The 22,442-nt window shown below is 61.6% G+C and carries 22 protein-coding genes; 8 read left to right on the top strand and 14 right to left on the bottom strand.

The window, feature by feature from the left end; translation table 11 throughout:
• The first annotated feature begins 30 nt into the window (after window positions 1–30).
• From GV818_RS17300 to GV818_RS17320, 5 genes are all read left to right on the top strand, one after another.
• On the top strand, window positions 31–1,002 hold the full coding sequence (locus tag GV818_RS17300) for an acyltransferase family protein (protein ID WP_161777072.1): 972 nt from the start codon (window positions 31–33) through the stop codon (window positions 1,000–1,002).
• A 70-nt stretch (window positions 1,003–1,072) separates the two neighbouring features.
• Entirely contained in the window at window positions 1,073–1,309 is a 237-nt protein-coding gene (locus GV818_RS17305; RefSeq protein ID WP_161756951.1) for a glutaredoxin family protein, read from the top strand.
• A gap of 111 nt (window positions 1,310–1,420) precedes the next feature.
• The gene (locus GV818_RS17310; protein WP_161756950.1) at window positions 1,421–1,867 is read left to right on the top strand and encodes a S24 family peptidase; all 447 of its coding nucleotides are present in this window, start codon (window positions 1,421–1,423) and stop codon (window positions 1,865–1,867) included.
• A gap of 39 nt (window positions 1,868–1,906) precedes the next feature.
• Window positions 1,907–2,227 (top strand): transcriptional regulator, encoded by a 321-nt coding sequence (locus GV818_RS17315; protein WP_161756949.1) that lies wholly within the window; start codon window positions 1,907–1,909, stop codon window positions 2,225–2,227.
• A 79-nt stretch (window positions 2,228–2,306) separates the two neighbouring features.
• On the top strand, window positions 2,307–3,197 hold the full coding sequence (locus tag GV818_RS17320) for a pseudouridine synthase (RefSeq protein ID WP_161756948.1): 891 nt from the start codon (window positions 2,307–2,309) through the stop codon (window positions 3,195–3,197).
• A gap of 73 nt (window positions 3,198–3,270) precedes the next feature.
• Here the strand turns inward: GV818_RS17320 and GV818_RS17325 are convergent, their stop codons facing one another.
• Window positions 3,271–3,492, bottom strand: a complete 222-nt coding sequence (locus GV818_RS17325; RefSeq protein WP_161756947.1) for a YgdI/YgdR family lipoprotein — start codon at window positions 3,490–3,492, stop codon at window positions 3,271–3,273.
• Window positions 3,493–3,767: 275 nt separating this feature from the next.
• Here GV818_RS17325 and moaB point away from each other — a divergent pair, with 275 nt between their 5' ends.
• Both moaB and GV818_RS17335 read left to right on the top strand, forming a co-directional pair.
• Entirely contained in the window at window positions 3,768–4,307 is a 540-nt protein-coding gene (gene moaB, locus GV818_RS17330) for a molybdenum cofactor biosynthesis protein B (RefSeq protein ID WP_161777073.1), read from the top strand.
• A 22-nt stretch (window positions 4,308–4,329) separates the two neighbouring features.
• Window positions 4,330–5,517: a molybdopterin molybdotransferase MoeA gene (locus tag GV818_RS17335; protein ID WP_178124968.1), complete on the top strand. Its 1,188-nt coding sequence runs from the start codon at window positions 4,330–4,332 to the stop codon at window positions 5,515–5,517.
• Between the two features lie 46 nt (window positions 5,518–5,563).
• On the opposite strand, the gene GV818_RS17340 is transcribed toward GV818_RS17335, so the two are convergent.
• From GV818_RS17340 to GV818_RS17400, 13 genes are all read right to left on the bottom strand, one after another.
• Window positions 5,564–5,818, bottom strand: coding sequence for a hypothetical protein (locus GV818_RS17340; RefSeq protein WP_161756944.1), 255 nt, complete (start codon window positions 5,816–5,818; stop codon window positions 5,564–5,566).
• Between the two features lie 127 nt (window positions 5,819–5,945).
• A complete protein-coding gene (locus GV818_RS17345) occupies window positions 5,946–6,872 on the bottom strand; it encodes a glycosyltransferase family 2 protein (protein WP_161777075.1) in 927 nt (308 codons plus the stop codon).
• Window positions 6,873–6,899: 27 nt separating this feature from the next.
• Window positions 6,900–8,315, bottom strand: a complete 1,416-nt coding sequence (locus GV818_RS17350) for a lipid II flippase MurJ (RefSeq protein ID WP_161756942.1) — start codon at window positions 8,313–8,315, stop codon at window positions 6,900–6,902.
• 9 nt (window positions 8,316–8,324) lie between these two features.
• Window positions 8,325–9,146 carry an acyltransferase gene (locus tag GV818_RS17355; protein WP_161777076.1) on the bottom strand — a complete coding sequence of 274 codons (822 nt, stop codon included), beginning with the start codon at window positions 9,144–9,146 and terminating at the stop codon, window positions 8,325–8,327.
• Complete coding sequence (locus GV818_RS17360; protein ID WP_161777077.1) at window positions 9,143–10,561, bottom strand: O-antigen ligase family protein; 1,419 nt, start codon at window positions 10,559–10,561, stop codon at window positions 9,143–9,145. Before GV818_RS17360 ends, GV818_RS17355 begins: the two co-directional genes overlap by 4 nt.
• The gene (locus GV818_RS17365; protein WP_161756939.1) at window positions 10,561–11,661 is read right to left on the bottom strand and encodes a glycosyltransferase family 4 protein; all 1,101 of its coding nucleotides are present in this window, start codon (window positions 11,659–11,661) and stop codon (window positions 10,561–10,563) included. The genes GV818_RS17360 and GV818_RS17365 overlap by 1 nt, the downstream gene beginning before the upstream one ends.
• On the bottom strand, window positions 11,652–12,869 hold the full coding sequence (locus GV818_RS17370; RefSeq protein ID WP_161756938.1) for a glycosyltransferase family 4 protein: 1,218 nt from the start codon (window positions 12,867–12,869) through the stop codon (window positions 11,652–11,654). The genes GV818_RS17365 and GV818_RS17370 overlap by 10 nt, the downstream gene beginning before the upstream one ends.
• Window positions 12,870–12,871: 2 nt before the next feature.
• On the bottom strand, window positions 12,872–14,176 hold the full coding sequence (locus tag GV818_RS17375) for a cellulase family glycosylhydrolase (protein WP_161777078.1): 1,305 nt from the start codon (window positions 14,174–14,176) through the stop codon (window positions 12,872–12,874).
• Window positions 14,166–15,356, bottom strand: coding sequence for a glycosyltransferase (locus GV818_RS17380; RefSeq protein ID WP_161777079.1), 1,191 nt, complete (start codon window positions 15,354–15,356; stop codon window positions 14,166–14,168). The genes GV818_RS17375 and GV818_RS17380 overlap by 11 nt, the downstream gene beginning before the upstream one ends.
• The gene (locus GV818_RS17385) at window positions 15,356–17,350 is read right to left on the bottom strand and encodes a GumC family protein (protein WP_161777080.1); all 1,995 of its coding nucleotides are present in this window, start codon (window positions 17,348–17,350) and stop codon (window positions 15,356–15,358) included. Before GV818_RS17385 ends, GV818_RS17380 begins: the two co-directional genes overlap by 1 nt.
• 18 nt (window positions 17,351–17,368) lie before the next feature.
• Entirely contained in the window at window positions 17,369–18,145 is a 777-nt protein-coding gene (locus GV818_RS17390; RefSeq protein ID WP_161756934.1) for a polysaccharide biosynthesis/export family protein, read from the bottom strand.
• Between the two features lie 67 nt (window positions 18,146–18,212).
• Window positions 18,213–19,670: a mannose-1-phosphate guanylyltransferase/mannose-6-phosphate isomerase gene (locus tag GV818_RS17395; RefSeq protein ID WP_161756933.1), complete on the bottom strand. Its 1,458-nt coding sequence runs from the start codon at window positions 19,668–19,670 to the stop codon at window positions 18,213–18,215.
• Window positions 19,671–21,107, bottom strand: a complete 1,437-nt coding sequence (locus GV818_RS17400) for an undecaprenyl-phosphate glucose phosphotransferase (RefSeq protein ID WP_161756932.1) — start codon at window positions 21,105–21,107, stop codon at window positions 19,671–19,673.
• A 433-nt stretch (window positions 21,108–21,540) separates the two neighbouring features.
• Here GV818_RS17400 and yegS point away from each other — a divergent pair, with 433 nt between their 5' ends.
• Window positions 21,541–22,440: a lipid kinase YegS gene (gene yegS / locus GV818_RS17405; protein WP_161756931.1), complete on the top strand. Its 900-nt coding sequence runs from the start codon at window positions 21,541–21,543 to the stop codon at window positions 22,438–22,440.
• Window positions 22,441–22,442 lie beyond the last annotated feature (2 nt).

The following is a 22,442-nucleotide window of genomic DNA, read 5'->3' on the forward strand; positions in this document are numbered from 1 at the left end:
TGTCCTTACTGCTTATTCGGGTAGTCATCGATGTCGAAAGTCCTCAACGGAAACCTTGACGCCATGAAAGTCCTGCTGGCGGTGATGGTGGTGGCGCTGCACTGCAAGCTGCTGGGCGGCAACTACACCTGGGCGGGTTACTTGTTGTGCAACGGCCTGTTCCGGGTGGCTGTGCCGACGTTTTTCATCATCAATGGTTATTACCTGTACCAGACCCTGAGCGGCGGCCACTCCTTTGCCCAGTGGTTCAAGCGGGTCCTGCTGATCTACTTGTTCTGGATGCTGGTCTACAGCCCGCAGTATGTTGATCCGGCGACCATTGCCAGCATTGGCGGGGTGCTGGGGGTGTTGAAGAGTCTGCTGATCGGTTATTTCCACCTGTGGTACCTGATGGGCATGCTCGGCGGCGGGGTGATGTTGCTGGTGCTGCGTCACTGGCGCTCGAGCGTCCTGATCGGTCTAGCCCTGGTGGCGTTTCTGATCGGCCTGGGCCTGCAATACGCACGGGTCTATTTCGAGTTGCCCAATGGGTTTCTCCAGCATTTCAATCAGAACGACTATACGGCGCGCAATTTCCTGTTCATGGGCTTTCCGTTCATGGCCATTGGTTTCCTCTGTGCCCGGCATCAAATCGCGCAGCGCGTCGGTCGGCGCGGTATCTGGTGCTGGTTGTTGCTCGGGCTGGGGTTGACCCTGGCCGAGGCCGGGCTGAATTTCGCCTTGCGCGCTGACGTCGAGCAGAATTTCGATTTCCTCGCGTCGTTGCTGGTGATCACACCTGCGCTGTTCCTGTTGCCGATGGTTTACCCCCGGGCATCCGAGAGTAATTTTGCGGCGAAGCTGTCTTCGGCGGTGTATTACGTGCACCCCTGGTTCATTCTTGGCGCCTTGTCTCTGGGGATGTCCTACGGCAATTCGATGGCGGGGCTGGTGCTAGCGCTGGCCTTTGGAGTGGCACCGTTGTTGATTCTGGCCAGTCGCCGGGTCCGGTTCATTCTTTGATCGTGCCTTGGTCGACGGCTTTTTCTCCTGGGCCTAGAATAACCACCTGTTCCTCAATGGTTACTTCGTCATGCCCCCTGAATGCCAATTGTTCGGCACCCTTGGTTGCCACCTGTGCGAACTGGCCGAGGCCGAGTTGATGCCGCTGGTGGAGCACGGCCTGATGGTCGAGCTGGTGGACATCGCCGACACACCGGAATTGTTCGAAACCTATGGTCTGCGCATCCCGGTGTTGCGCCGCGCAGACAATGGCGCCGAACTGGACTGGCCCTTCGACGCCGAGCAGGTGGTGGCGTTTCTGCGCTGACGCCTGGTCCGATACAGGATTACTTCCGCCTGTCGCTCGCGGTTGGAATTCATTGGCGAGATCCGTCGATTCGGTTACTGTATGCATATACAGCTATCGAGGAGTCTCGCCATGTCTCTCACTTTCCTCACCGGTACCGAACGCTCCAAGCCGTCGCCAGCCCGTTTCCTGGGGCTGGGAGACAGTGACTGCGCCTCCTGGGCCAACGAGCCCAGCGGCAGCGGGTTTTCCCTCGATCGGACCCTGGGGCTTGGTGCTCCACAGATCCACGGTTTGCTGGTCGATGATGACAACCTGCTGGGGTTTGGCATCTACCCTGGAGACCGCCTGATTGTCGATCGCTCGGCCACGCCGGTGGTTGACCAGTACCTTGTAGTACGCCCTCAAGGCAGCCTGGAATACTCGCTGCGCCTGCTGGCGCCCGACCCCCGTGGCGGCTTGCTGCTCAAGGCGGCGCGCCCTTCAATCTCTTCCATCGTTCTGGATGACCTGGGGTCTATGGAGATCTGGGGCGTGGTGTTGTGGGTGGTCAGTTATGTGGGGCGCAAGCAACCCTGATGGATGTGGCGGACGCTTCAAACCGATAAAGGAATAGAGATGGTCAATGTCGAACAACTGAAAAACAGCGTGAACAACATGTCCAGTGATGTAGTCCGTGAGGCGGTGCTTGAGTTGCGCCTGGATGGATTGGTCACCGAGGGCAAGACACCCTTCAACAAGCTGCACTTCAATACCTGCTTCGCCGAGATCGAGGCTCTGTTCCAGCGCGCGGGTTACCACCGGCAACTGGATGTGGTGGGTTACCAGGGGTTGCTTTATGCACTTTATGACCCGGGGCGCTGGGAGGCGGTGGATGTGCTGCGCTGGCTCAAGGAGTTCACCGAGGCGGCGGCCCAGGCCAAGCAGTCTTGCGCTTGATGTCGAGGAAACTGTTCCCTAGGCTCCTGGAGATTGCTGTTGGATAATGCCGCCTTGCATTGATCCCTCGAGTTTCTGTATGTCTTCTGCGAGTTTTTCAGCTGCACAGCATCAGGCCAGCACCTTGTACCTGCCCCCCGGTTCCTGGTCGACGGTACTGGAATGTCTGTGTGATCACTTCAAGGCCATCAGCCGTGAGCAATGGCTGGACCGTATTGCCCGTGGCCGGGTGCTGGACGGGCAGGGCCAGCCCATCAGCCTGGAGTTGGCCTACCGCGAAGGCCTGCGGATTCATTACTTTCGCGAGGTGCCGGACGAGAAAGTGATCCCGGTGCAGGAGACGATCCTGTATGCCGACGAGCATCTAGTGGTCGCAGACAAACCGCACTTTCTTCCCGTCACTCCGGCCGGCGAGTATGTCGAGCAGACCTTGCTACGACGGCTGATCCGCCGCCTGGATAACCCACATCTGGTGCCCTTGCATCGTATCGACCGGCATACAGCGGGGCTGGTGCTGTTTTCCGCTGATCCCGGTAGCCGCTCGGCCTATCAGGCGTTGTTCCCTACCCGGAAGATAGAAAAACGCTACGAGGCCATTGCCCGGGCCTTGCCGAACCTGGACTTTCCTCGGGTCCACAAGAGCAGGCTGGTGGACGGTGAACCCTTCTTTCGCATGCAAGAGGGGGAGGGGCCGAGCAATACCGAAACTGCCATCGAGGTCAGGGAAAAACACGCTGACCTGTGGCGCTACGCCTTGTATCCGGTAACGGGCAAGAAGCATCAATTGCGGGTGCACATGAGTGCTCTGGGAGCGGCAATCTGCAATGACCCGTTCTACCCCGAGGTACTCAAAGACGCTGAGGACGATTATGCCAACCCGCTGAAATTACTGGCTCAGGGCCTGCGTTTCATCGATCCGCTGACCGGGGAGGAGCGCGAGTTCGAAAGCGGCATCAGTTTGCAATGGTGAAGTTCCACGGGGCAGAAACGATAAAACCCGCACCAGGCGGGTTTTATTGCTTTCAGATCGACAACCGTCAGGCTTACAGCTCTTTGACGGTACGGATCTGATCCTTGTTGATGCGAGTCTGCTTGCCGTCCAACTGCTCAAACTCGTAGAAGCCGGAGTCCTTGTCGTATTTAGGGGTGTCGACGGCCTGGATTTCGCGACCGTCATTCAAGGTGATCACTGTTGGCGAGGCGCAACCGGCGAGAGTGGCCAGGCCCAGTGCGAGCATGAGAGTGGCGAGGGTCCGTTGAGTCATTGTGTGTCTCCGAAATGAGTACTTTGAGTGCTGGTCTTCAGACGTATACAACGTCTGCAAGTTCCTTGGCCAGGGACATTCTGCCACGTTGCCAGACAGATCGCAGGCGTTCGAGACGGCAGATGGAATCTTCGTGCAGCATGGCCTCAGTCTGCATTCGTTGGCGTGTGAGGTGCTATCACAAGCCGTGTCGGGGATGGCCGGCTCCGCAGCGGCGGCGGATGAGAGCGCTGTGATATAACACCGGGCTGTTCCTCCTACCACGGACCGAGCCTATGAAAGCCAAGGCTGATGTGCCTTTTGCCCCACTGAACATCGCGGTGTTGACTGTCAGCGATACCCGCACTCTGGAAACCGACACTTCTGGACAAGTCTTCGTCGAGCGCCTGAGCGCCGCAGGTCACCGTCTGGCAGCACGAGTCCTGCTCAAGGACGATCTGTACAAGATCCGCGCCCAGGTTGCCACCTGGATTGCTGATGACGTGGTGCAGGTGGTGTTGATCACCGGTGGCACCGGTTTCACGGGGCGTGACAGTACTCCGGAAGCGGTGACTTGCCTGCTGGATAAACAGGTCGACGGCTTCGGCGAGCTATTCCGGCAGATTTCAGTCGCGGACATTGGCACCTCCACTGTGCAGTCCCGTGCTTTGGCAGGGTTGGCCAACGGCACCCTGGTGTGCTGCCTGCCAGGCTCCACCAATGCGGTGCGCACCGGCTGGGACGGAATCCTCGCCGAGCAACTGGATTCGCGGCATCGCCCGTGCAACTTTGTGCCTCATCTGAAACAGGCGGCACCCTGTGAATCCCGTGGGTAAGCCGGGCAAGCATGGCGCCTTGATGCCGGTGGAGGAGGCTCTGGAGCGTTTGCTGGCGATGGCTGCAGCGGCGCCTATTGTCGAGTGTGAGCGATTGCCGTTGGCGGCCACTGACGGCCGGGTGTTGGCCGAGGCGCTGATCTCCAACCTGGACCTGCCACCCTGGCCCAACAGTGCCATGGATGGATACGCCTTGCGCCTGGAGGACTGGAAGGGTGAACCACTGCCAGTCAGCCAGCGGATCTTTGCCGGACAGGTCCCCGAACCATTGCAGGCGGGAACCTGTGCGCGGATTTTTACCGGCGCTCCGGTACCGGCGGGCGCGGACTGCGTCGAGATGCAGGAAAACGCCCAGGTCCAGGACGATCAGCGGGTGCTCTTTACCGAGCCCTTGAAGGTCGGGCAAAACATCCGGCCCCAGGGACAGGAGACCACTGTGGGCGAGCAAGTGCTGGCGCCCGGCACGCGTCTGGGGCCGATCGAGCAAGGCTTGGCCGCTTCTTTGGGGTGTGCGGAACTGGAGGTAGTGCGTCGGGTTCGGGTCGCCGTGTTGTCAACCGGTGACGAATTGCTGGAGCCGGGTCAGCCTCTGGGACCGGGACAGATCTACAACAGCAATCGGGTGTTGTTGTGCAGCTGGTTGCAGCGCCTGGGTTGTGAAGTACTGGATGCCGGGATTCTGCCTGACGATTTGCCGGCAACTCGCCAGCGTCTGGCGGAGCTGGAGGGGGTCGACCTGATCTTGTCCACTGGCGGTGTGTCGGTCGGCGAGGCGGACTTTCTTGGTGTCGCATTGCGCGAAGCCGGCGAGCTGGGCTTGTGGAAGCTGGCAATCAAGCCAGGCAAGCCTCTGACCTTCGGACATTTTCGCGGTGTGCCGGTGATCGGCCTACCGGGCAACCCGGCATCGACGCTGGTCACCTTTGCCTTGTTGGCGCGGCCTTATCTGCTGCGGCGCCAGGGTGTGCAGCAGGTACAGCCATTGCGCTTCCAGGTGCCGGCGGGTTTTGTCTGGCCACATCCCGGCAACCGCCGCGAGTACCTGCGCGGCCGCCTTGAAGGTGGGCGGGCAATCATCTACCGCAACCAGAGTTCCGGTGTCTTGCGCAGTGCAGCCTGGGCGGAAGGCCTGGTGGAGGTACTGGAAGGGCGGACCCTGGTCGAAGGCGATTGGGTCAGTTTCATTCCCTTGAGTGAAGTGCTGGATTGACCCCGGTGTGGTGAGCCCGGTCGGGACCGGGCTCACAGGTCGCCGTTCAGCGCAGCAGCAGTAACAGCAGCAGGCCGAAACGGCTGTGGAAACCCCAGGTCACCAGGCCAGCCAGCATGGTCGCCGCCAATACCAGCCAGGCCAGGCGCTTGAGTGTCGGCAACAGCCTGGAGTGGCGTAGGGACGGTTCGGACGAGAGTGGTCGATCGAGTTGTCGAGCCGGGTTGCCGGTCAGCCATGAGTTGCCTGTCATGCGGTTGAGCGAAGAGTACGCTCGCGGATAAAGCCCCTTGTCGTTCATGACGGTGCACTTCCCTGTATGAGGCGTCAGCGCCTGACATGCACAGTCACTGATTGGCTCCGTAGGGTCAATTCAGGCAATTCTCTTTCTTCAGTCAGAAAAATCACTTTAAGTCGGGCGCGGCTGTTCAGGCGTAGGGGCTGTCCCAATAGCGTTTGTGCATCCCCAGGTTTTTCTTCAAGGCCAAAGGCAGGTAACGCTCCTGCTGGCTGAGTTTGTAGGCGAGCAATTTCAGCGCATTACGCAGCAACGATCCGGGCCATTCCATCATTCGTCCGAGGCCGAGGAACTTCAACTCGGATTTGACGTAGCGCAACCCCTCACCGCCGGCGCCACCAAAAGCCTGGCGAATCCAGGGTTCCCGGGCATGGAACACGCCGATGTCGAAGTAGCGGCGAAACTCTTCCTTGAGGCTGTAGTTGTGCGAATGGCGGCAACAGGCGCTGCCTTCGTAGGCGACCTTCCAGCCCGCCAGGAGCATCTTGGCGCCGACGTACATGTCTTCGGACAGAATCACGTGGCTGGGAAAGCCGCCAACCTGCATCAGCGCCTCGCGTCGATAGGCAGAGAAGGAGTTGGACATGAAGGCGGTCTTGATCCCCAGTGCCGGCACATCGGCCAGGCTTTTCACCTGGGAGGTCGGCGGGTAGTTGAACCGCCGTGCATGGCTGGCCAGGGGACTGGCATTCAGGTGTGGCAGTTGGCGCCCACACACGGCCCCCACTTGCGAGTCGGCGAAGGGGGCAATGATGTGGGCGATGCCATCGGCGTCATCCAGGTAGGCATCCTGGGTCATGAACACATAGACATCGTAGTCGGCATGGCGCTCTACCATCAGTTGCCGGGTACCACCGTGATTGAAATCCCGGCTGTCGATGCGCAGCACATTGGGGCAGCGGGACAGGGCCAGCTCGTAGGTGCCATCGCTGGAGCTGGAGTCGACGATCAGGGTATCGAATGGGGTGCTCTGGATCGCCAGGGAATCCAGCAGCCGGGCCAGATCCTGGCAGCCGTTGTAGGTTGGGATCACACACGCTACGCGTAGTGTCGCCATGTTCGATATCTCCGGTTCCAGTCAGGTTCAGGTCAGGTTTTGGCGCCAGGGTCGCAGCCAGGCTGCGAGGATCAGCAACAGCAGCAGACCGCAGGCACTGCTCAGTCCCAGTTGCCACCAGATAGAAGTCAGCGGGTGCAGGAACAGCGCCGCCAGTACCATGCCGCCGATACCGATCAGCCAATGACTGCGCCATGGCACCAGGCCCAGCAGTTGCTGGCGTCGCATCAACAGCAGGCCGGTGAGGACAACGCCGCAGATGGCTGCCAGGGCTATCCCGATCAGGCCAAAGACGTACGGCAGCAGGGCCAGCAGCAATGCATTCAGCAGACTGCCGGCCAACTCGCAGTTGAGCGGCATGCGGGTGTCCCCTGCGGCGTAGGCATAGCGCGCCAGCAGGGCGTTCCAGGCGCCGAACATCAACGGTACGGAGAACCACGCCAGCAGTGTTGGTAGAGGGCTGTCGGCGGCCTGATTGGGCAGCAGCAGGTGCACCAGCGCCGCCGCCGCACCGATCAGGCCGACCACTGCCGGAATCGTCAGCAGGGTGGTGGTACTCAAGCCTTTACGCAGCAAGCCCAGGCGTTGTTCGCCGGAGCTGCCGCTCATCAGCCCGAGCAACACTTGATTGAGGCTCATCAGGGCAATCAACGGCAGATTGATCAACTTGCGTGCCAGGTTGATCCAGGTGACGGCCCCTTCCCCCAGCAGCGATGCGGCCATACGCTCCAACAGTGCCAGGCCCTGGCTGGCCAGGTTGCTGCTCAGCAATGGGCCGATACGCTGCAGCAGCTCGCGCCCGGCCCCGGGTGCTGCCTGGAAGCGCCATGGGCGCCAGCCGTCCCGCAGCAGGCTTGGCAGCAACACGGTCGGCATCAGCAGGCTGCCTAGTACACAGGCGGCCGCCAGTCCGCCGGGCGTGGCGTCATGATGAAAACTGGCCAGGTAGATCACCGGCGGCAGGTTGAATAGCAGTGAACCCAGGCCCGCCAGGACAAAGCGTGCGCGAGCCTGCAGAGGAACGCAGAACAGGCTGTGGAGGATGAACCCTGGCGCGCACCAAGCCAGCCAGTGCAGGCCGCCGCTGGCCAGGGTGTAACCATCGTTGCCCAGGCCAGGCCCGATCAAGCGCACCCATAAGGGGGCGCCAAGGCTGAGTACACCGCCCAGTACCAGGCCACACAGCAGCAGGCGCGGTGCCAGGGCACTCAACCAGGCCTGTTGCTCAGGGGCCGAGCGTTGCTGGTACAGCGGCAGCGCGGCAGCACTGAGCAGCCCGGCGGCCAGGGCCATGCGCAGGGCCTCGGGCAGGAACATCGCCACCAGGAAACCGTCGCTCTGCCCCCCGGCCCCCCAGGCCGCCACCAGCAGCCATTCACGGGCAAAGCCTGCGGCCAGCCCGGTCAGGGTGGCCAGGGTCAGCCACAGCGTTGCACCGAACATGGGCGCGGTTCAGTGGAATAAAGTGAACAGGCCTTTGCCGCCCACTTTGTAGTTGAGGTTGCGGCAGCGTTCGCCTTTGATCGCCGCGTCCGGCCCGCTGACGATGGCGTAAGGGGGGACCGGCTTGGATACTACCGACTGTCCGCCGACCACTGCGCCTTCGCCAATGTCGGCGCCAAAGGACAGCAGTGCGCGACTGGCGATCCAGGCGTAGTCATGGATATAGATCGGCCCGCCCACCGCCCAGAACTCCGGCGCCTTCAGGTCGTGGCCGCCGGCGATGATCAGCACGTGGGAGGCAATGGTCACATGGTCGCCGATGATCAGCCCGCCGCGGGCATCCAGCTGGCAGTGCCAGGCGATGGTGCTGTCCTGGCCGATGCGCAGGCTGTCGATGCCAAGCACTTCGGTATTGCGCCAGACCGTGGAGCCCTTGCCGATCTTCGCCCCGCCCATGCGCAACCAGAGCAGCCGCAGAGTGTGGCTGGGGATCTTGCAGATCAGGATGTTGTAGATCTGCTCCCAGGTCCGCAGCATGCGGTCGCGCAGGGTTGGCCAGTTGATGCCATACATGGGAATCAGCGCACCTTTGACTTCACGGCCGAGCAATGCATAAAAGCGTCGGGGCAAGGGCGGCTCGATCTTCGATTCGATATTCAGGTAGCTGATATAGGTCAGCACATTGTCCTTGAGCGGCTGCTCGAACAGCACGTCGTTTTCCAGCATCCACTGATAGGCCGCCTCCAGCTCCTCGAGGCTCACGCCCATTTTTTGCGCATATTCAGGCAATGCCTGTTTCAGGTTCTGCGAGTGAAAGATGCGATGTTTCATGAGCGGATTCCTGAGGGAAGTGAGTCTGAAATAACCCTTGATGGCGAAGGTTTGGCCTTGAGCCGCAGGCGCCTGGCCTCATGCAGGTTGAGGCCCAGCAGCAGCCAGAACAGGGCAATCAATACTTGGGTAAAACTGAAGTAGTGGTCGAACAAGCCGCTGATCAGGGCGGCGCTGAGGCCTGCGCTGCTGCCGAGCCAGAGGGCGTTGTCACGGGTCAACTTGACCTGTAGACCGGGGCCCCGGGTTTCCCGCCACCAGCTCCAGATCACGGCGATGAACAGCAACATGCCGGGTAGGCCGATCTTGTAGATGTAGTTCAACCACAGGTTGGAGATCCCCCACAGGCCTGTGCCCGGTACCGGGGGATCAACCTTGAAGCCGATGCCGAAGGGAAACATCGCCATGGCCGCGGGGAAGTGTGAATACTCGTCGACCCGTACGCTGGTACTGGCGTCGTTGGAGCTGAACAAGGTCAGCAGACGATCCTGCAGCGGTGGGTAGGACATCAGCAACAAGGCTCCGAGAACAAACCCGCCCATGAGCATGCGCCCGGTATAGGGCACCCGCTGACGAGCCATCCAGATCAGTACCAGCAACAGGCTCAGCAATGCCCCGCGGGACCCGGAAAGCAACAGCCCGACCGCTCCCAGCAGCGCCACACACAGCCCCAGCTTGCGTTCCCAGCCACTGCGGGTCAGGCCAAAGCAGAAGGCCAGGGGCAGGATCAGCGCCATGGCCCCACCAGTGACGTTCGGGTGCATCCAGGGCGAGCCCATGCGATCGGCCAGGGCGCTGAGGCTATCACCTAGGGTCGCGATACCGCCGTATCCAAGTTTCTCCAGGATCGGCGTCATGGCGGTGGCACTGCCGTTTTTCAGGAACACCGGAATCGACAGCAGCAGGAGCAGCAGGGTCCCCAGCAACAGGCCGCAGACCAGTTGCTCCCGGGCCTTCTGTTCCTGCAGTAGGCGCGGTACCAGGAATAACGCCGACAGATTGAGCAGCCAACGTACCCAGTTCACCGGCCCGTTGCCCTCGGCGTTCACCGTCAACTGGCCAATGATGAAAGGCAGGGCACTGAAGGCCATCAGTGCCAGCAGCAGTTTTTCGGTGCGCAACAGCTTGGGCGGGCGCGGCAGGTTGGAGAACAGGCTTTGCGCCAGAATGCTGACCCAGACCAACAGCAGCAGTGCTTCCGAGACCGTGGTGCGGATGCCGATCTGCACCGTTGAATAAGGCAGGAAAGTCGCCAGCACGGCGAACAGCAACAGCCCGCGCAAGGGCTGGCGGACCACCGTCACCGCGGCCGCGAGGCCGACCATCAGCACCAGCACCGTGAGCGGCGGCAGCAGCCAGATCAGCACGCCGAACACCAGGCTGAAGATCAGCGCCAACGGCAGAGCGATGGGCATTACTTGAGCTCCTCGAGCAATTCATTGAAGCGTTGGCGATAGGCGTTTTCGGCGTAGCCGGTGGCCCAGGCCTTGAGCGCCTCTGTGTTGTCCTTGGCAGCACTGGCCAACTGCACCATCAGTTGGCTCAGCGCGCCGCTGTCGCTGGGTGAGAAGCGCGGGCTGTCGGTTGGGGTGATCTCATCCAGGGCCGAGCCGCTGGCCACCGCCACCGGGGTGCCAACACTCAGGGCCTCGATCACCGGCAGGCCGAAGCCCTCGGCGTAGGACGGCTGCCACAAACGCTGGGCCTGGAGGTACACGGCATGTAATTGGCTCTCGCTGAGATCACTGAGAAAATGCAGGCCATGCAGCACCCGCAACTCGCTGGGCAAGTGCTCGGGTGCACCGACCAGCACCAGTTCCGGCACCTCGGAGGATTGCTGGCGCGCGGCCTGCCAGGCAGCGACGAACCAGGGAATGTTCTTGCGTGGTTCGCGGGTGCCCACCGCCAGCCAGTAGCGCTCGGGCAGTTGTAGATCGGCGATATCGGCGGGCTCGCCGTGAAAGCCGTTGACCAGGTTGGGCAGCACCCGGACCTTGTCCCGGGCCGCGGGGAAGAGCTTCACCAGTTCATCGGCGGTGTACTGCGAGGGGGTCCAGATCCGGTCCGCCTGTTTCACCGAGTGGCCGATGGACAGCTTGTCACTGAGGCCATAGACCCGCTCCTTGAGCCTGGAGCCGTGGCTGTTGGTCAGGGTCAGTTGGAACAGGTCATGCAGTTGCAGCACATATCGCAAGTCCTGGGGTTTCTTGCCCAGCGGCAGACCCATGTTGAAGTTGCAAATGTACAGCTCGACCCCTGCCTCGCGCAGGGCGCCAGGTAGAAAACCGCCCTCGAAGCGCAAGCGACTCGGCAAACGGTGGATTGCCTGCAAGGGCGCGCCCCAGCGTGGACAATGCACGTGCCGGCGCAGGGGATGGTCCTCCGGGGCCACGCCGAACAATTGCAGGCTGACATCCGGGTGGGCACGCAGGGCGTCTTCCAGTGCCAGGTTCTGCCGGCCGATTCCAGTGTTGCTGTAGCCCGCGGCGGGGCGGTAATCCAGACCTATGCGCATACGGACACTTCTTCTTTGACAGAGGGGAGTTGGTGGTAGACCGCTTCCAGCTGGGCGGCGGCGGCGGTCCAGTCATGTTCGGCCAACACGTAATCGCGTCCGGCCGCGCCAATGCGCTGCAGGCGCGCAGGGTCGGCCAGGGCTTCGGCAAGAATCTGCGCCAGGGCGCCGGGGGTCTCGCTGCCCAGGTAGTGCCGGCCGTTCTCCACCTGCAGGCCCGAGGTGCCCTGGGCAGTGGTGACCACCGGCAAGCCGGCGGCCATGGCCTCCAGGACTTTGAGCTTGGAGCCGCCGCCCTGGCGTAGCGGGGCGAAGAACAGCGCCGAGCGCCGTTGCAGGTCCCGCAGGTCAGGGACAAAACCCTGCCACTCGATGCGCGGGTCCGGCCAGCGCTGGCGGAAACTGTCCGGCAGGGCGTAGCCGCAGATGGCGAAGCGCACTTCGGGATTGAGGGCCCACAGGCGCGGCAGGATTTCCTCGAGGGCCCATTCCACAGCGTCCAGATTGGGGCTGTATTCGTAGTTGCCGATAAACAGCAGGCGCTGGCTGGTGAGATCCGGCTGCACCGCCGCGTAGTGTTTGCAATCCACGCCGTTGACCACCACTGCCGCAGGTTTTCCGCTCAGCCGGGCCAGGGTCAGGGCATCCTGCTCGGTCACCGCAATGACTCTTGCGGCTTGCTGGAACACACGGCGCTCCCAGCGTCGGTAGCGCCATTGATCATAGCGGGTGAAGGGTTTCGACCAGGTCGGCAGGCGGTCGTAGCTCGCGGCGCCCAGGGCTGATTCGACATTGTGTTCGGTAAGAATGAAATCCCGCTGCAGTTGCTGCAGAGGCTGCTCGAAGGGCTGGAAGCTGTAGCTGTGTTCGATCTGGATCACATCCCAGGGCTCGTGCAGCAACTCACGAAAGCGTTGCTGCAGCGGCCCCGCCAGGCCGTTGATGTCGGCCAGCATCGGATAGGGCGCGAACAGCACCGAAAGAAGGGTCTTGAGGCTGCGCAAAGGCCGTCGTGGCAGCACGATCAGGCGCTCCAGCCAAGGCTCCAGGGCGGCGCGAGTGGCTTCGTCCAGCGGGGTCTTCGACTGCACCAGCAAGGTGATTCGATGGCCCCGGGCCGCCAGCGCCCGCAGCAGATGGTATTGCCGGGTCTTGCCACCGCTGGTGGCGGGCCAGGGCAGGTAGGGCAGGGTCCAGAGGATTTTCAAACTCACCACTCCAGAAGTTGCAGGCTGGTTTTCAGCGGGACGCTGAGGCCCTGCGGCCCGCTCAAGTTGGTTTGGGTGCCGGCCAACGGGTCGTGCAACACTGCGGCATTGAGCCCGGGAACTTGCAGGCTGCTGCCACTGGCACTCCAGAACATCCACACATGGGAACCGTTGGGGCGGGTCCAGGCGATGCTGTACAGGTCATTGGGGGCGTTGCTCAACGTCGGTGGATCATCTGGAATCAGGCTGGGACCGGTGGTGTCGAGAAAGTACTTGAGGGCGTTGTACACCGGCTTGGGTTCGCCGCTCAGGTCCACCAGGCCATAGGACTGATCACGGTTGCTGGCACGGGCATCGAGGTCGCTCAAGTTGAACAGGAAGATCCGCTGGTAATCCATGGTTGCCATCAGTGCCAGGCGCCGCAAGGTGTAATCGGCCTGGCCATTGAGGCCGATCATCGCCTGCATCTCGCGGGCGCCGGTGGTGTAGCTCGACCAGCCCCACTCGGTGGCCCACACCTGCTGCACGCCGCGGCTGTGCAGGGCGTTGTTGAGGAAATTGCCGCGAACCAGGAAGTCTTTTGCCGCGGCATCATCGCCTTCCGGGAACTCTGAATAAGGGTGGTAGGCAGCGATCAGGTTCTCGGAGCCCAGGCCCTGTTCCAGCAGGTCTTTGAGCATCAGTCCCTGAGTGCTGCGCATCTGGCTGTAATAGGCCATGCCAGCGGTGGCCACGGGTTTGTCGGGAATGGCTGTACGAATGGCGCTGGTGGTGGTGTTGAGCAACCGGTCGTAGGCGTTGGGGTCTTCTTTGGGCAGCCAGACGATATTCGGTTCGTTCCACACCTGCCAGGTGTTCACCTGGGGATAGCGCAGGGCGAGCATCTGCATGCGTTGGGCGAAAACGTTGAAGTCCTTGGGCGGGTACTGATCGGAGGGCGTCGCACCGTTCGGAACGTTGGCGGCAAAGGGGGCCGAGCCGACCATGTAGGCCAGGATGTTGTACTGGTGGCTGTGCATGGCATTCATCGCGCCATCCAGGGCGTCGAGTTGCAGGTTATTTTCGCTTGGCTCGATCATCGCCCAGTGAATGGCCAGGCGGACCCAGTTCAGGCCGAGGGCGTCGAGCCGGTTCATCTGCTTTTGATAGACGCCCGGATCGAAGTACTGGAACTGCGCGTTGACCCCGAGGAAATCCTTCCACACCACCGGGTGCGAGCCGCGCAGGCTGTTGTCCGCCAGAACCGGCCCGCAGAGGCTGCCCAGCCCTAGCAGCAAGGCCAGCAGGATGTTCGCTTTACGCCACATGTGCCGCCCCTCCACACGCTTGTGCGAAGACCTGGGCAAAGCGTTCGGCGGTATGGCTCCAGACCCTGCGGGAACCGATCACGCCAGCGTGCTCGGCCCAGCGCTCCACTCGTTCGGGACTGGCGCACAAATGGCTGAGTTCAGCTGCCAGGGCCGCGACATTACCTTGAGGAAAGATCACGCCGTTGTCTTGGGCCACTTCCTCGGCGAATGAGCGGGCATCGGAAGTGATAGCCCCACGACCGCAGGCCACGGCCCATGACAAGGCGCCGCTGGTACCCCGCAGTTTGCCCAGGAGCTTGAGTTTGCTCGATTCGCGGTAGGGCAGCACCATCACATGGTGGGCCTGGATCAGCTTGGGGATATCGTTGGCTGGCAGGTCCAGCTGCCAGTCGATGCTGTCTTGCAGATTCAAGCGCTGGATGTGCTGGCGCAATTGATCGAGGTAGCTGCCGGCGGTGCCGAAGGCCATCTCCGGCTCGCTGCCGCCAGCCAGGGTCAGGCGCATGCGTTGGCGCATTTCGGGCTGCTGGGCAAAGGCCATGGCCAGTGCATCCAGCAGGTCTTCGATGCCCTTGCCGCGATAGATGAAGCCGAAATACAGCAGCCTCAGAGGCAACAAAGGTGGCAGGGGTTGGGCGGGGATCGCCAGGTTGCCGTGGGGGATCACCATCATCTGCTCGGCCCGCAACCCCATGCGCTGGCGCAGGCAGGCGCTACCGGCTTGGGTCAGGGTGATCAGCCGGGTAAGGCTGCGAGCCAGTTGCTGCTCCTCGTACAAGCAGATCGGATCGCTCAGCACCGTGGCGATTTGTGGCAAAGGCGAGGGCAGTCGCGCGGCCCACGACAGTGGCCAGGGCAGTTTGGCCCGGCGCCAGACCAGGCGCTCCGGATCGTGCACCGTGGCGCTTAGCGGCAGCTGGGGAAAGCGTTGGCGCAGGGCTTTGAGCGCGTGAAATTCCGCGAGTCGTCCACCGCCCAGTTCGGCATGGACCAGGTCGATGCCCTGCCAGTCGGTTTGCGCTACGCGTTCGATGGCCCGATCGGGATCGTTGCCAATCCCGGCCAGAGGCGTGCTGATCCGCAGCCCCAGACTCTCCAGTGCGGCCCGCAGATGCCCTGCATAGTCGGCAATACCGTTCTGCTCGGGGGCCATGGGGGCCAGCAGCGCGATATGCATCAGCTGTTGCCCCTGACCCGCGCCATGAAGCTCAGCACGTTCTCCGGAATCCCAAAGCGCCGACGGTTAATGATGATGCCATCGACCCGCTTGAATGCGGTATTGAGGATCGACAGGGCATTTTGCAGAACCGGTACGGTGGTGGTTTCGGCCTCGACGATCAGGGCGATCAGGTTGGCCTCGCGCAGGCTGACAAACGCCTCCTGATTGGAGAAGAAACCCGAGGCCTCCAGCAGCACGATTTCACCGGCAGCGGCCTTGGGCGCGCCGTTGATCCGCACGTTATGGCCGCGCTCCTGCAGCAGGTCGCGCAGATGGCTGGTGACGAAACTCACTCCTTCGCCATGGCGCGCCGAAGTCAGGCCGATCACCAGCCCTTGTTCCGCCACCTGTTCCAGGGGCAAGACGCCGTACAGGCGATAGAGGCTGGCAGTGAAGGCACTGTTGCGTTGCGGCAGGTGGCTGTCGAGGTCCTGCAGGCTGCTCCAGACCTTGACCCCGAAGCGCTCTTCGATCTGGTCGCCATCATGGATGCGTTGATCCAGCAGGTAGAAGAAATACAGGGCCAGCAAGCCCACGGCCAGGCTCAGGGGAATGGCCGCCAACAGCATAGTCAGGCTTTTTGGAAAGACTCGGCTGGGCTTGAAGGTGGCTTCCTCGATCACTGCGATGTTGCTGATCTGGCTCTGATCCAGCTCGCGGTCGATTCGGGCTTTCTCGGTGCTGTCGCTATACAGCGCAAAGCTTTTCTCCGCCGCGTTGAGCTCGCGCTGCAGGCGCGCCAGTTCGGGTTCCATTGCCAGCGCCTGGCGCCGGTCCTGCTCCAGCTTGAGCAATTGGGCTTGTTGCTGGGCGGCCTGGGTTTGCAGGCGGCTGAGGCTCGCCTGCTGGTCGGCGAAACTGTTTTGCAGGCGGGTATAGACCGGGTTCGGGGCCAGGTTCTCACTGCGCTGCACCGTGCTGTTTTCCGACTTGAGCAACGCTTGCAAATTGGCGATCGCACTGTCCATGGCCCGCACCGGTGGAGCGCTTTCCTTGAAGGTGCGGAGCATTTCCTGGCGTTCGATCTGCTTGGCGTTGATCCGCTGCTGCAGGTCCTGCCGATCAGGATTGAGGCTCATCTGGCGGCCGATGCTGATCTCTTTCTTCATGCTGTTGAGCTGCTTCTGGATGGTTTCCAGGCCGCTCTTGGTGGACGCCACTGCACGGGTGGTATTGAGGTGTTCACCCTTGAGGTTGTTGAGGTTGCGCGAGATGTCGTTGAGGCGCTCTTCGATGCTCACCGCACCCAGTTGGTTGAGGTAGTCGGCGATCTGTTGCTTGTAGCCGAGTATGCGCTGGTTGGTGTTGGCGCTTTCGCTTTCATAGAAGGCATACAGGCTTTTGCGTCCGAGGGTTTGCGCGCGCTCCTGCTGGTATTGTTCGATCCAGCTCTTGACCACTGTCTGGGCCACTTGCGGGTCGTTCCAGGTGAAGCTCACCTCCATCACCGAAGAGCCTGGCGTGTGGGTCACGCTGAAGTTTTTCAGCATGCGTTCGGTCAAGCGCTCGACCGCTGTCTGCTTCTCCAGCAGGCCCACCAGTTGCAAGGCCCCGCGCAGTAGATCGACGATGCCTTCCAGGGCGCTTTTCAGGGCGTTTTTTACCGTACTCAGAACACCGCCAGGCTGGGGTTGGCGGGAGAGGTCGTCGAGGTACTTTTCCGCTACTTTGCGAGCAATGGGTTCGCCGCCGAGGATGCGTTCCTCATCGATGATCGGGTCACGCTGGGCGCTTGGAATCACCACCGCCTGGCGATCGGCAATCTCGATCGGCAGGGTGCTGGTGTCACGCCCCGGCTTGACCAGCAGCAACGCCGTGGATTCGAAGCGGTTGGGCAGCAGGAAGGCCCCCAGCACAATGATGATGAAGGTCACCAGCACGGTGATTTTGACTTCGCGCTTGAAGATGAAAAACAACCGCAGCAAATCGCGAAAGGAACGGATATTGATCATATGGGCTGTCCTTGGCGATCAATTGGTGGATTGGCGATTGATTTCGTAGCTCGCCCCGATACCGATCGACTTGGTGAACGGGATCAACTGGTTAAGGTACAGGTCCACCCACTCAATGCCGTTGCCGACGCTGGACTTGGGTACGAATACCACGTCGCCTCGCTGCAACAGCACCGGCGCCGCTCCGGCGTTGCCGGCGATCATGAATTTGCGGTAGTCGAAGAAGTAGGTCTTGTAGCGGCCGTCCTCGCCCTCGCGCAGCAGGGCGATGTTGCGACTGTCGCCCACCGATAGCAGCCCCCCGGCGCTGACAATGGCTTGCTCCAGGGTGGTAATCACCGTCACCGATTGGGGCGCCGGGTTGCGCACCGAGCCGCCGACGAACACGGTGTTGCCTGGTGCCTGGTTGATGTTCACGGTCAGCGCCGAATCCTGATAGATGTTCTTCAGGCGGTTTTCCAGGACCTGGGTCAGTTGTTGCGGGGTCAGCCCCGCGGCCTTGACCTGCCCGGCATAGGGGTAGGCGAAGGTGCCGTCGTTGAGCACGGTGAACAGCGTCAGTTCATAGATCGAGTTGGCGGTGAAGGCCGAGATCGATGGTGCCTCGCCGGTATTGCGGACGATGCGCAGGGTGTCTCCCGGACGAATTTTCTGGGCTGGCAGCGGCTGGCCCGCCAGGGCATCACCGGCGCGATGAGCGGCCTCAAGGTCCTGGCTTGGAGGCAGCTCGACTTTCGCCGGTATGGAACAGGCGCAGAGCATGAGAACACTGGATATCAGCAGGAGTTTTTTCATCGAGCGGTCTTCCTGGCGTGCATAGTCACAACTCCCTGTCGGGCCACATTACTGCGTGAGGTCTAACTCAGGTCTTGCTGGTGTCGGCGGGAACCCGCCCATAAATGTCGTTGAAGCGCACGATGTCGTCTTCACCGAGGTACTCCCCGCTCTGCACTTCGATCATCACCAGATCAATCACCCCGGGATTGACCAGTCGATGGGTGCGGCCGGGTTTGATAAAGGTCGATTCGTTGGTGTTGAGCAGGAACTCGTCCTCGCCGTTAGTCACTCGGGCCATGCCGCTGACCACGATCCAGTGCTCACTGCGGTGGTGGTGCATCTGCAGCGACAGCGACGCGTCGGGCTTGACCATGATGCGTTTGATCTTGAAGCGTGGCCCTTCTTCGAGCACGGTGTAGGTACCCCAGGGCCGGGTCACGGTGCGGTGCAGCTTGTAGGCGTCGTGGCCCAGGCGCTTGAGCTCCTGGGCGATCAGCTTGACGTCCTGGCTGCGATTGCCATCGGCCACCAGCAGTGCGTCCGGGGTGTCGATGATGATCAGGTTGTTCAGGCCGACGCCGCCCACCAGGCGCCTGCGTGAGTCGATGTAGCAGTTGCTGACATCGTGCAGCACGGTTTCACCGTTGCACTGGTTGCCGTGCTCGTCGGCGGGGGCTAGTTCGCGAACTGCCTGCCATGAGCCGATATCGCTCCAGCCTAGTTGGCAGGGCACCACGGCGACTTTGTTCGAGCGTTCCATCACCGCGTAGTCGATGGAGATGTCCTCAGCCTGGGCGAAGCTGCCGCCGTCCAGTTCCACCTGCAATTCATGCTTGCCTTCTTTGCGATGGCTCAGTTCCAGGCACTGCTGGACGGCGGTCACTACGTCGGGCACGAGTTCGCGCATTTCCTGCAGGATGGCGTCGGCGCGCATGCAGAACATACCGCCGTTCCACAGATGCTGGCCGCCCTCGACATAAGCCTGGGCAGTAGCGGCGTCGGGTTTTTCAACGAAGCGGCTGACCTGGAAGCTCTCGGTGTTCAGGGCCTGGCCCTTTTCGATGTAGCCGAAGCCGGTTTCTGCGTGTGTCGGTACTATGCCGAAGGTTACCAGCCAGCCCTGCTCGGCCAGTTGCCGGGCGCTGTCCACCGCGGCGGCGAAAGCTTGCACATCCTTGATCAAGTGGTCGGCGGGCAGGACCAGCAGTTGCGCGTCTTCACCGTACAAGCGGCTGACGTGCAGGGCGGCTGCGGCGATTGCCGGCGCCGTGTTACGGCCAAAAGGTTCGAGGATGAAGTCCAGGTCGATGTGGGTCTTGTTCAGCTGGCGGTAGTCGTCCAGGGTGCGAAAGAACACCTCGCGGTTGGTCACCGTCAACAGGCGACCGACGTCTTTCAGGGCGGTGGCGCGGACGAAGGTCTTCTGCAGCAGGCTTTCGCCGTCCGGCAGGCGCATGAAGGGCTTGGGCATCGCTTCGCGGGATACTGGCCATAGCCGGGTGCCGGCGCCGCCAGCAATGATGCAGGGAATGAGTGTGCTCATTCAGAAGGCCTCGCGGGTCATGATGACGGACGGAATAGTGCGGAACAGGATGTACAGATCAAACCAGACTGACCAGTTTTCGATGTATTCCAGGTCGAACTCGACACGTTTCTCGATTTTTTCCAGGGTGTCGGTTTCGCCTCGATAACCGTTGATCTGCGCCAGGCCGGTAATCCCCGGCTTGACCCGGTGGCGCGAGGTGTACTCCTTGACCGCCTCTTCGAACAGGATACCAGCGGCCTTGGTCGCGGTGGCGTGGGGGCGCGGTCCGACCATGGACATACTGCCGCCGAGCACGTTGAACAATTGTGGCAGCTCGTCGAGGCTGGTCTTGCGGATGAAGCGCCCGACCCGGGTAATGCGCGGGTCGCCGCGGGTGGTTTGGTTTTCGGCATTGGCGTCGCTCAGATGCTGGTGCATCGAGCGGAACTTGTAGACCTCGATCAGTCGGTTGTTGTAGCCATAGCGCTTCTGCTTGAACAGTACCGGGCCTTTGGAGTCCAGCTTGATCGCCAGGGCCACCAGCAGCATCACCGGTGATAGCAGCACCAGGGCAATGCTGGAGAGGATCATGTCCTCCAGGCGTTTGAAGAACGGCGACCAACCGCGCAAGGGCACTTCCGAAGCGTTGAACATCGGCAGGTTGGCGACTTCAGTGATGCGGTTGTGAGCATGTCGGAACGCCACCATGTCGGGCACCAGCAGCACGTTCACCGGCAGCCGGCGCAGCTCGCGAATCACGTAGGCCATGCGGTTTTCCGCCGACCAGGGCAGCGCCACCAGGACCTGGGTGACTTTCTCCTCGCGGATCAGCCGTTCCAGGTCGCTGGAGTTGCCCAGCAGCGGCAGGTTGCACAGGGTCTTGGGCAGGCGGCCGATGCGGTCGTCGATGAAGCCTATGACTCCGGAGCGGATGTCCTGATGCTGGGCCAGGTATTCCGCCAGGCGCTGGCCGTTTTCCGTGGCGCCGAGGATCACCGCGTTCTGCAGGAAAACCCCGCGTTGCATCAATTGCTGGAATAGGGTCAGGAGAATCAGGCGCTCGATGCCGAACAATACGAAACTGCCGAAAAACCAGGCGAACAATTCGGTGTTGCCGATACTGTCGAACATCTGCATCGAATGATGCATGAACAGCAATACGCAAAAGGAAGATGCCCAGGCAAACAGGGTCAGCTGAAAACGCAGTTGGTTGCTGAAGATGGACTCGGCGTAGACCCCCAGCGCCTGGAAGATCAGCACGCTGATGACGCCAAAGAACACGAGGATGGTCAGGTCGCTCTTGAGCACGGCCAGGTTCTGGTCCGTGAGCAGCAGAAGCAGCAACAGCCCCGGAACGATGGCGGTCACGCCATGTACCACTCGGATTCCGAAGAGAAAGTACTCGACCATGCTGGGTCGAGTCAGTAGCAGGCTGTCTACAGGTTGCAACCGCATAAGATCAATTCCCTCGACCCAAGGCTATGTTGACTGGAAATACAATCAGTCAGGACGTTGGAGAAGGCCCCCTGTAACGACCTGTCCATGACATGAAAAAGCCACGTCGAATGATCCCTCGGGTGACTGGCGGATAGCCGGAAGGTGGGCAGTTGATGCTTTCAGGTGGGTTCCCCCCGCGCCCGACAAGCTTGCTGCTGACACCCCCTCATCTACTCGACAAGGGTCAGTAAAGCTCATGAAACACAGGCTGGCGAATCGAAAGCAGGCCTGGGATGGAAGATTTTTCCAGCGCCCCTTCAAGCCGCCTGATTACTGGCGGAGCGCGGGTTAGGCCCGCTCCCGGGAAAAAATAAATCACAGCGACAGACTTTTTCCTGTCTGTCCGGGGTCAATACGTTTCACCAATCTGCAACAGCAGGAGTCAGGGCTGATGAGTGAACGCAAGGCACTGTTGATACTGCACGGCAAGCAGGCCCTCAACGAGGAGGTGCGTGCTGCGGTCCAGGCCAAACGCGACGCCGGCTGGGAGCTGGCGGTGCGCCTGACCTGGGAGGCCGGGGATGCCCAACGGCTGGTGGGCGAAGCGCTGGCCGCCGGGTACACCCGGCTGATTGCCGGAGGCGGCGATGGCACCTTGCGCGATATCGCCGAGGCCATGGCCAATGCCTCCAGTGAGGCCAGCCTGGTACTGCTGCCCCTGGGCACGGCCAATGATTTTGCCCGGGCTGCCGGTGTGCCGCTGGAGCCTGCGGCGGCATTGGGTTTGCTGGATGTTCCGGCGCAGGCGATCGATCTTGGCGAAGTCGGTGGGCAGGTTTTCCTCAATATGGCCACCGGTGGTTTTGGCAGCCAGGTCACCGCCAACACCTCTGAGGAGCTCAAGAAGGTCCTTGGCGGTGCTGCCTATCTGTTTACCGGCCTCTCGCGCTTTGCCGAATTGAGCGCGGCTTATGGCGAGTTGCAGGGGCCGGACTTCCATTGGCGTGGTGAACTGCTGGCCTTGGGAATAGGCAACGGCCGGCAAGCCGGTGGTGGTCATGAGTTGTGCCCGGATGCCCTGGTCGATGACGGGTTGCTGGATATCAGCATCCTGCCGGCGCCCCAGGAGCTGCTAGGCACCCTCAAGAGCCTGCTGTCCGGTGGGCTGGGAATCGATAATCTGTTTGTCCGGGCACGGTTGCCCTGGGTGGAAATCAAGGCTTCACAAGGTCTGGACATCAATCTCGACGGCGAGCCATTGCAAGGCGACACCTTGCGTTTTACCGCTCGTCGCGCAGCCTTGCGGGTGCATCTGTCGGCCGACTCGCCGTTGCTCGGCAGCGGCGGCTGAGT

The organism is Pseudomonas sp. Fl4BN1, assembly GCF_009908285.1.
Lineage (GTDB): Bacteria > Pseudomonadota > Gammaproteobacteria > Pseudomonadales > Pseudomonadaceae > Aquipseudomonas.

Excerpts from the sequence above, each read along its gene's own strand:
- yegS (WP_161756931.1), top strand. The coding sequence starts at position 21,541 with ATGAGTGAACGCAAGGCACTGTTGATACTGCACGGCAAGCAGGCCCTC.
- GV818_RS17380 (WP_161777079.1), bottom strand. The coding sequence starts at position 15,356 with ATGCATATCGCGCTGCTGGCCCCCATGGCCCCCGAGCAGAACGGTATT.
- GV818_RS17390 (WP_161756934.1), bottom strand. The coding sequence starts at position 18,145 with ATGAAAAAACTCCTGCTGATATCCAGTGTTCTCATGCTCTGCGCCTGT.
- GV818_RS17320 (WP_161756948.1), top strand. The coding sequence starts at position 2,307 with ATGTCTTCTGCGAGTTTTTCAGCTGCACAGCATCAGGCCAGCACCTTG.
- moaB (WP_161777073.1), top strand. The coding sequence starts at position 3,768 with ATGAAAGCCAAGGCTGATGTGCCTTTTGCCCCACTGAACATCGCGGTG.
- GV818_RS17395 (WP_161756933.1), bottom strand. The coding sequence starts at position 19,670 with ATGAGCACACTCATTCCCTGCATCATTGCTGGCGGCGCCGGCACCCGG.
- GV818_RS17325 (WP_161756947.1), bottom strand. The coding sequence starts at position 3,492 with ATGACTCAACGGACCCTCGCCACTCTCATGCTCGCACTGGGCCTGGCC.
- GV818_RS17355 (WP_161777076.1), bottom strand. The coding sequence starts at position 9,146 with ATGAAACATCGCATCTTTCACTCGCAGAACCTGAAACAGGCATTGCCT.
- GV818_RS17310 (WP_161756950.1), top strand. The coding sequence starts at position 1,421 with ATGTCTCTCACTTTCCTCACCGGTACCGAACGCTCCAAGCCGTCGCCA.
- GV818_RS17345 (WP_161777075.1), bottom strand. The coding sequence starts at position 6,872 with ATGGCGACACTACGCGTAGCGTGTGTGATCCCAACCTACAACGGCTGC.
- GV818_RS17335 (WP_178124968.1), top strand. The coding sequence starts at position 4,330 with ATGCCGGTGGAGGAGGCTCTGGAGCGTTTGCTGGCGATGGCTGCAGCG.
- GV818_RS17375 (WP_161777078.1), bottom strand. The coding sequence starts at position 14,176 with ATGTGGCGTAAAGCGAACATCCTGCTGGCCTTGCTGCTAGGGCTGGGC.
- GV818_RS17340 (WP_161756944.1), bottom strand. The coding sequence starts at position 5,818 with ATGAACGACAAGGGGCTTTATCCGCGAGCGTACTCTTCGCTCAACCGC.
- GV818_RS17360 (WP_161777077.1), bottom strand. The coding sequence starts at position 10,561 with ATGCCCATCGCTCTGCCGTTGGCGCTGATCTTCAGCCTGGTGTTCGGC.
- GV818_RS17315 (WP_161756949.1), top strand. The coding sequence starts at position 1,907 with ATGGTCAATGTCGAACAACTGAAAAACAGCGTGAACAACATGTCCAGT.
- GV818_RS17385 (WP_161777080.1), bottom strand. The coding sequence starts at position 17,350 with ATGATCAATATCCGTTCCTTTCGCGATTTGCTGCGGTTGTTTTTCATC.
- GV818_RS17305 (WP_161756951.1), top strand. The coding sequence starts at position 1,073 with ATGCCCCCTGAATGCCAATTGTTCGGCACCCTTGGTTGCCACCTGTGC.
- GV818_RS17300 (WP_161777072.1), top strand. The coding sequence starts at position 31 with ATGTCGAAAGTCCTCAACGGAAACCTTGACGCCATGAAAGTCCTGCTG.
- GV818_RS17350 (WP_161756942.1), bottom strand. The coding sequence starts at position 8,315 with ATGTTCGGTGCAACGCTGTGGCTGACCCTGGCCACCCTGACCGGGCTG.
- GV818_RS17400 (WP_161756932.1), bottom strand. The coding sequence starts at position 21,107 with ATGCGGTTGCAACCTGTAGACAGCCTGCTACTGACTCGACCCAGCATG.
- GV818_RS17365 (WP_161756939.1), bottom strand. The coding sequence starts at position 11,661 with ATGCGCATAGGTCTGGATTACCGCCCCGCCGCGGGCTACAGCAACACT.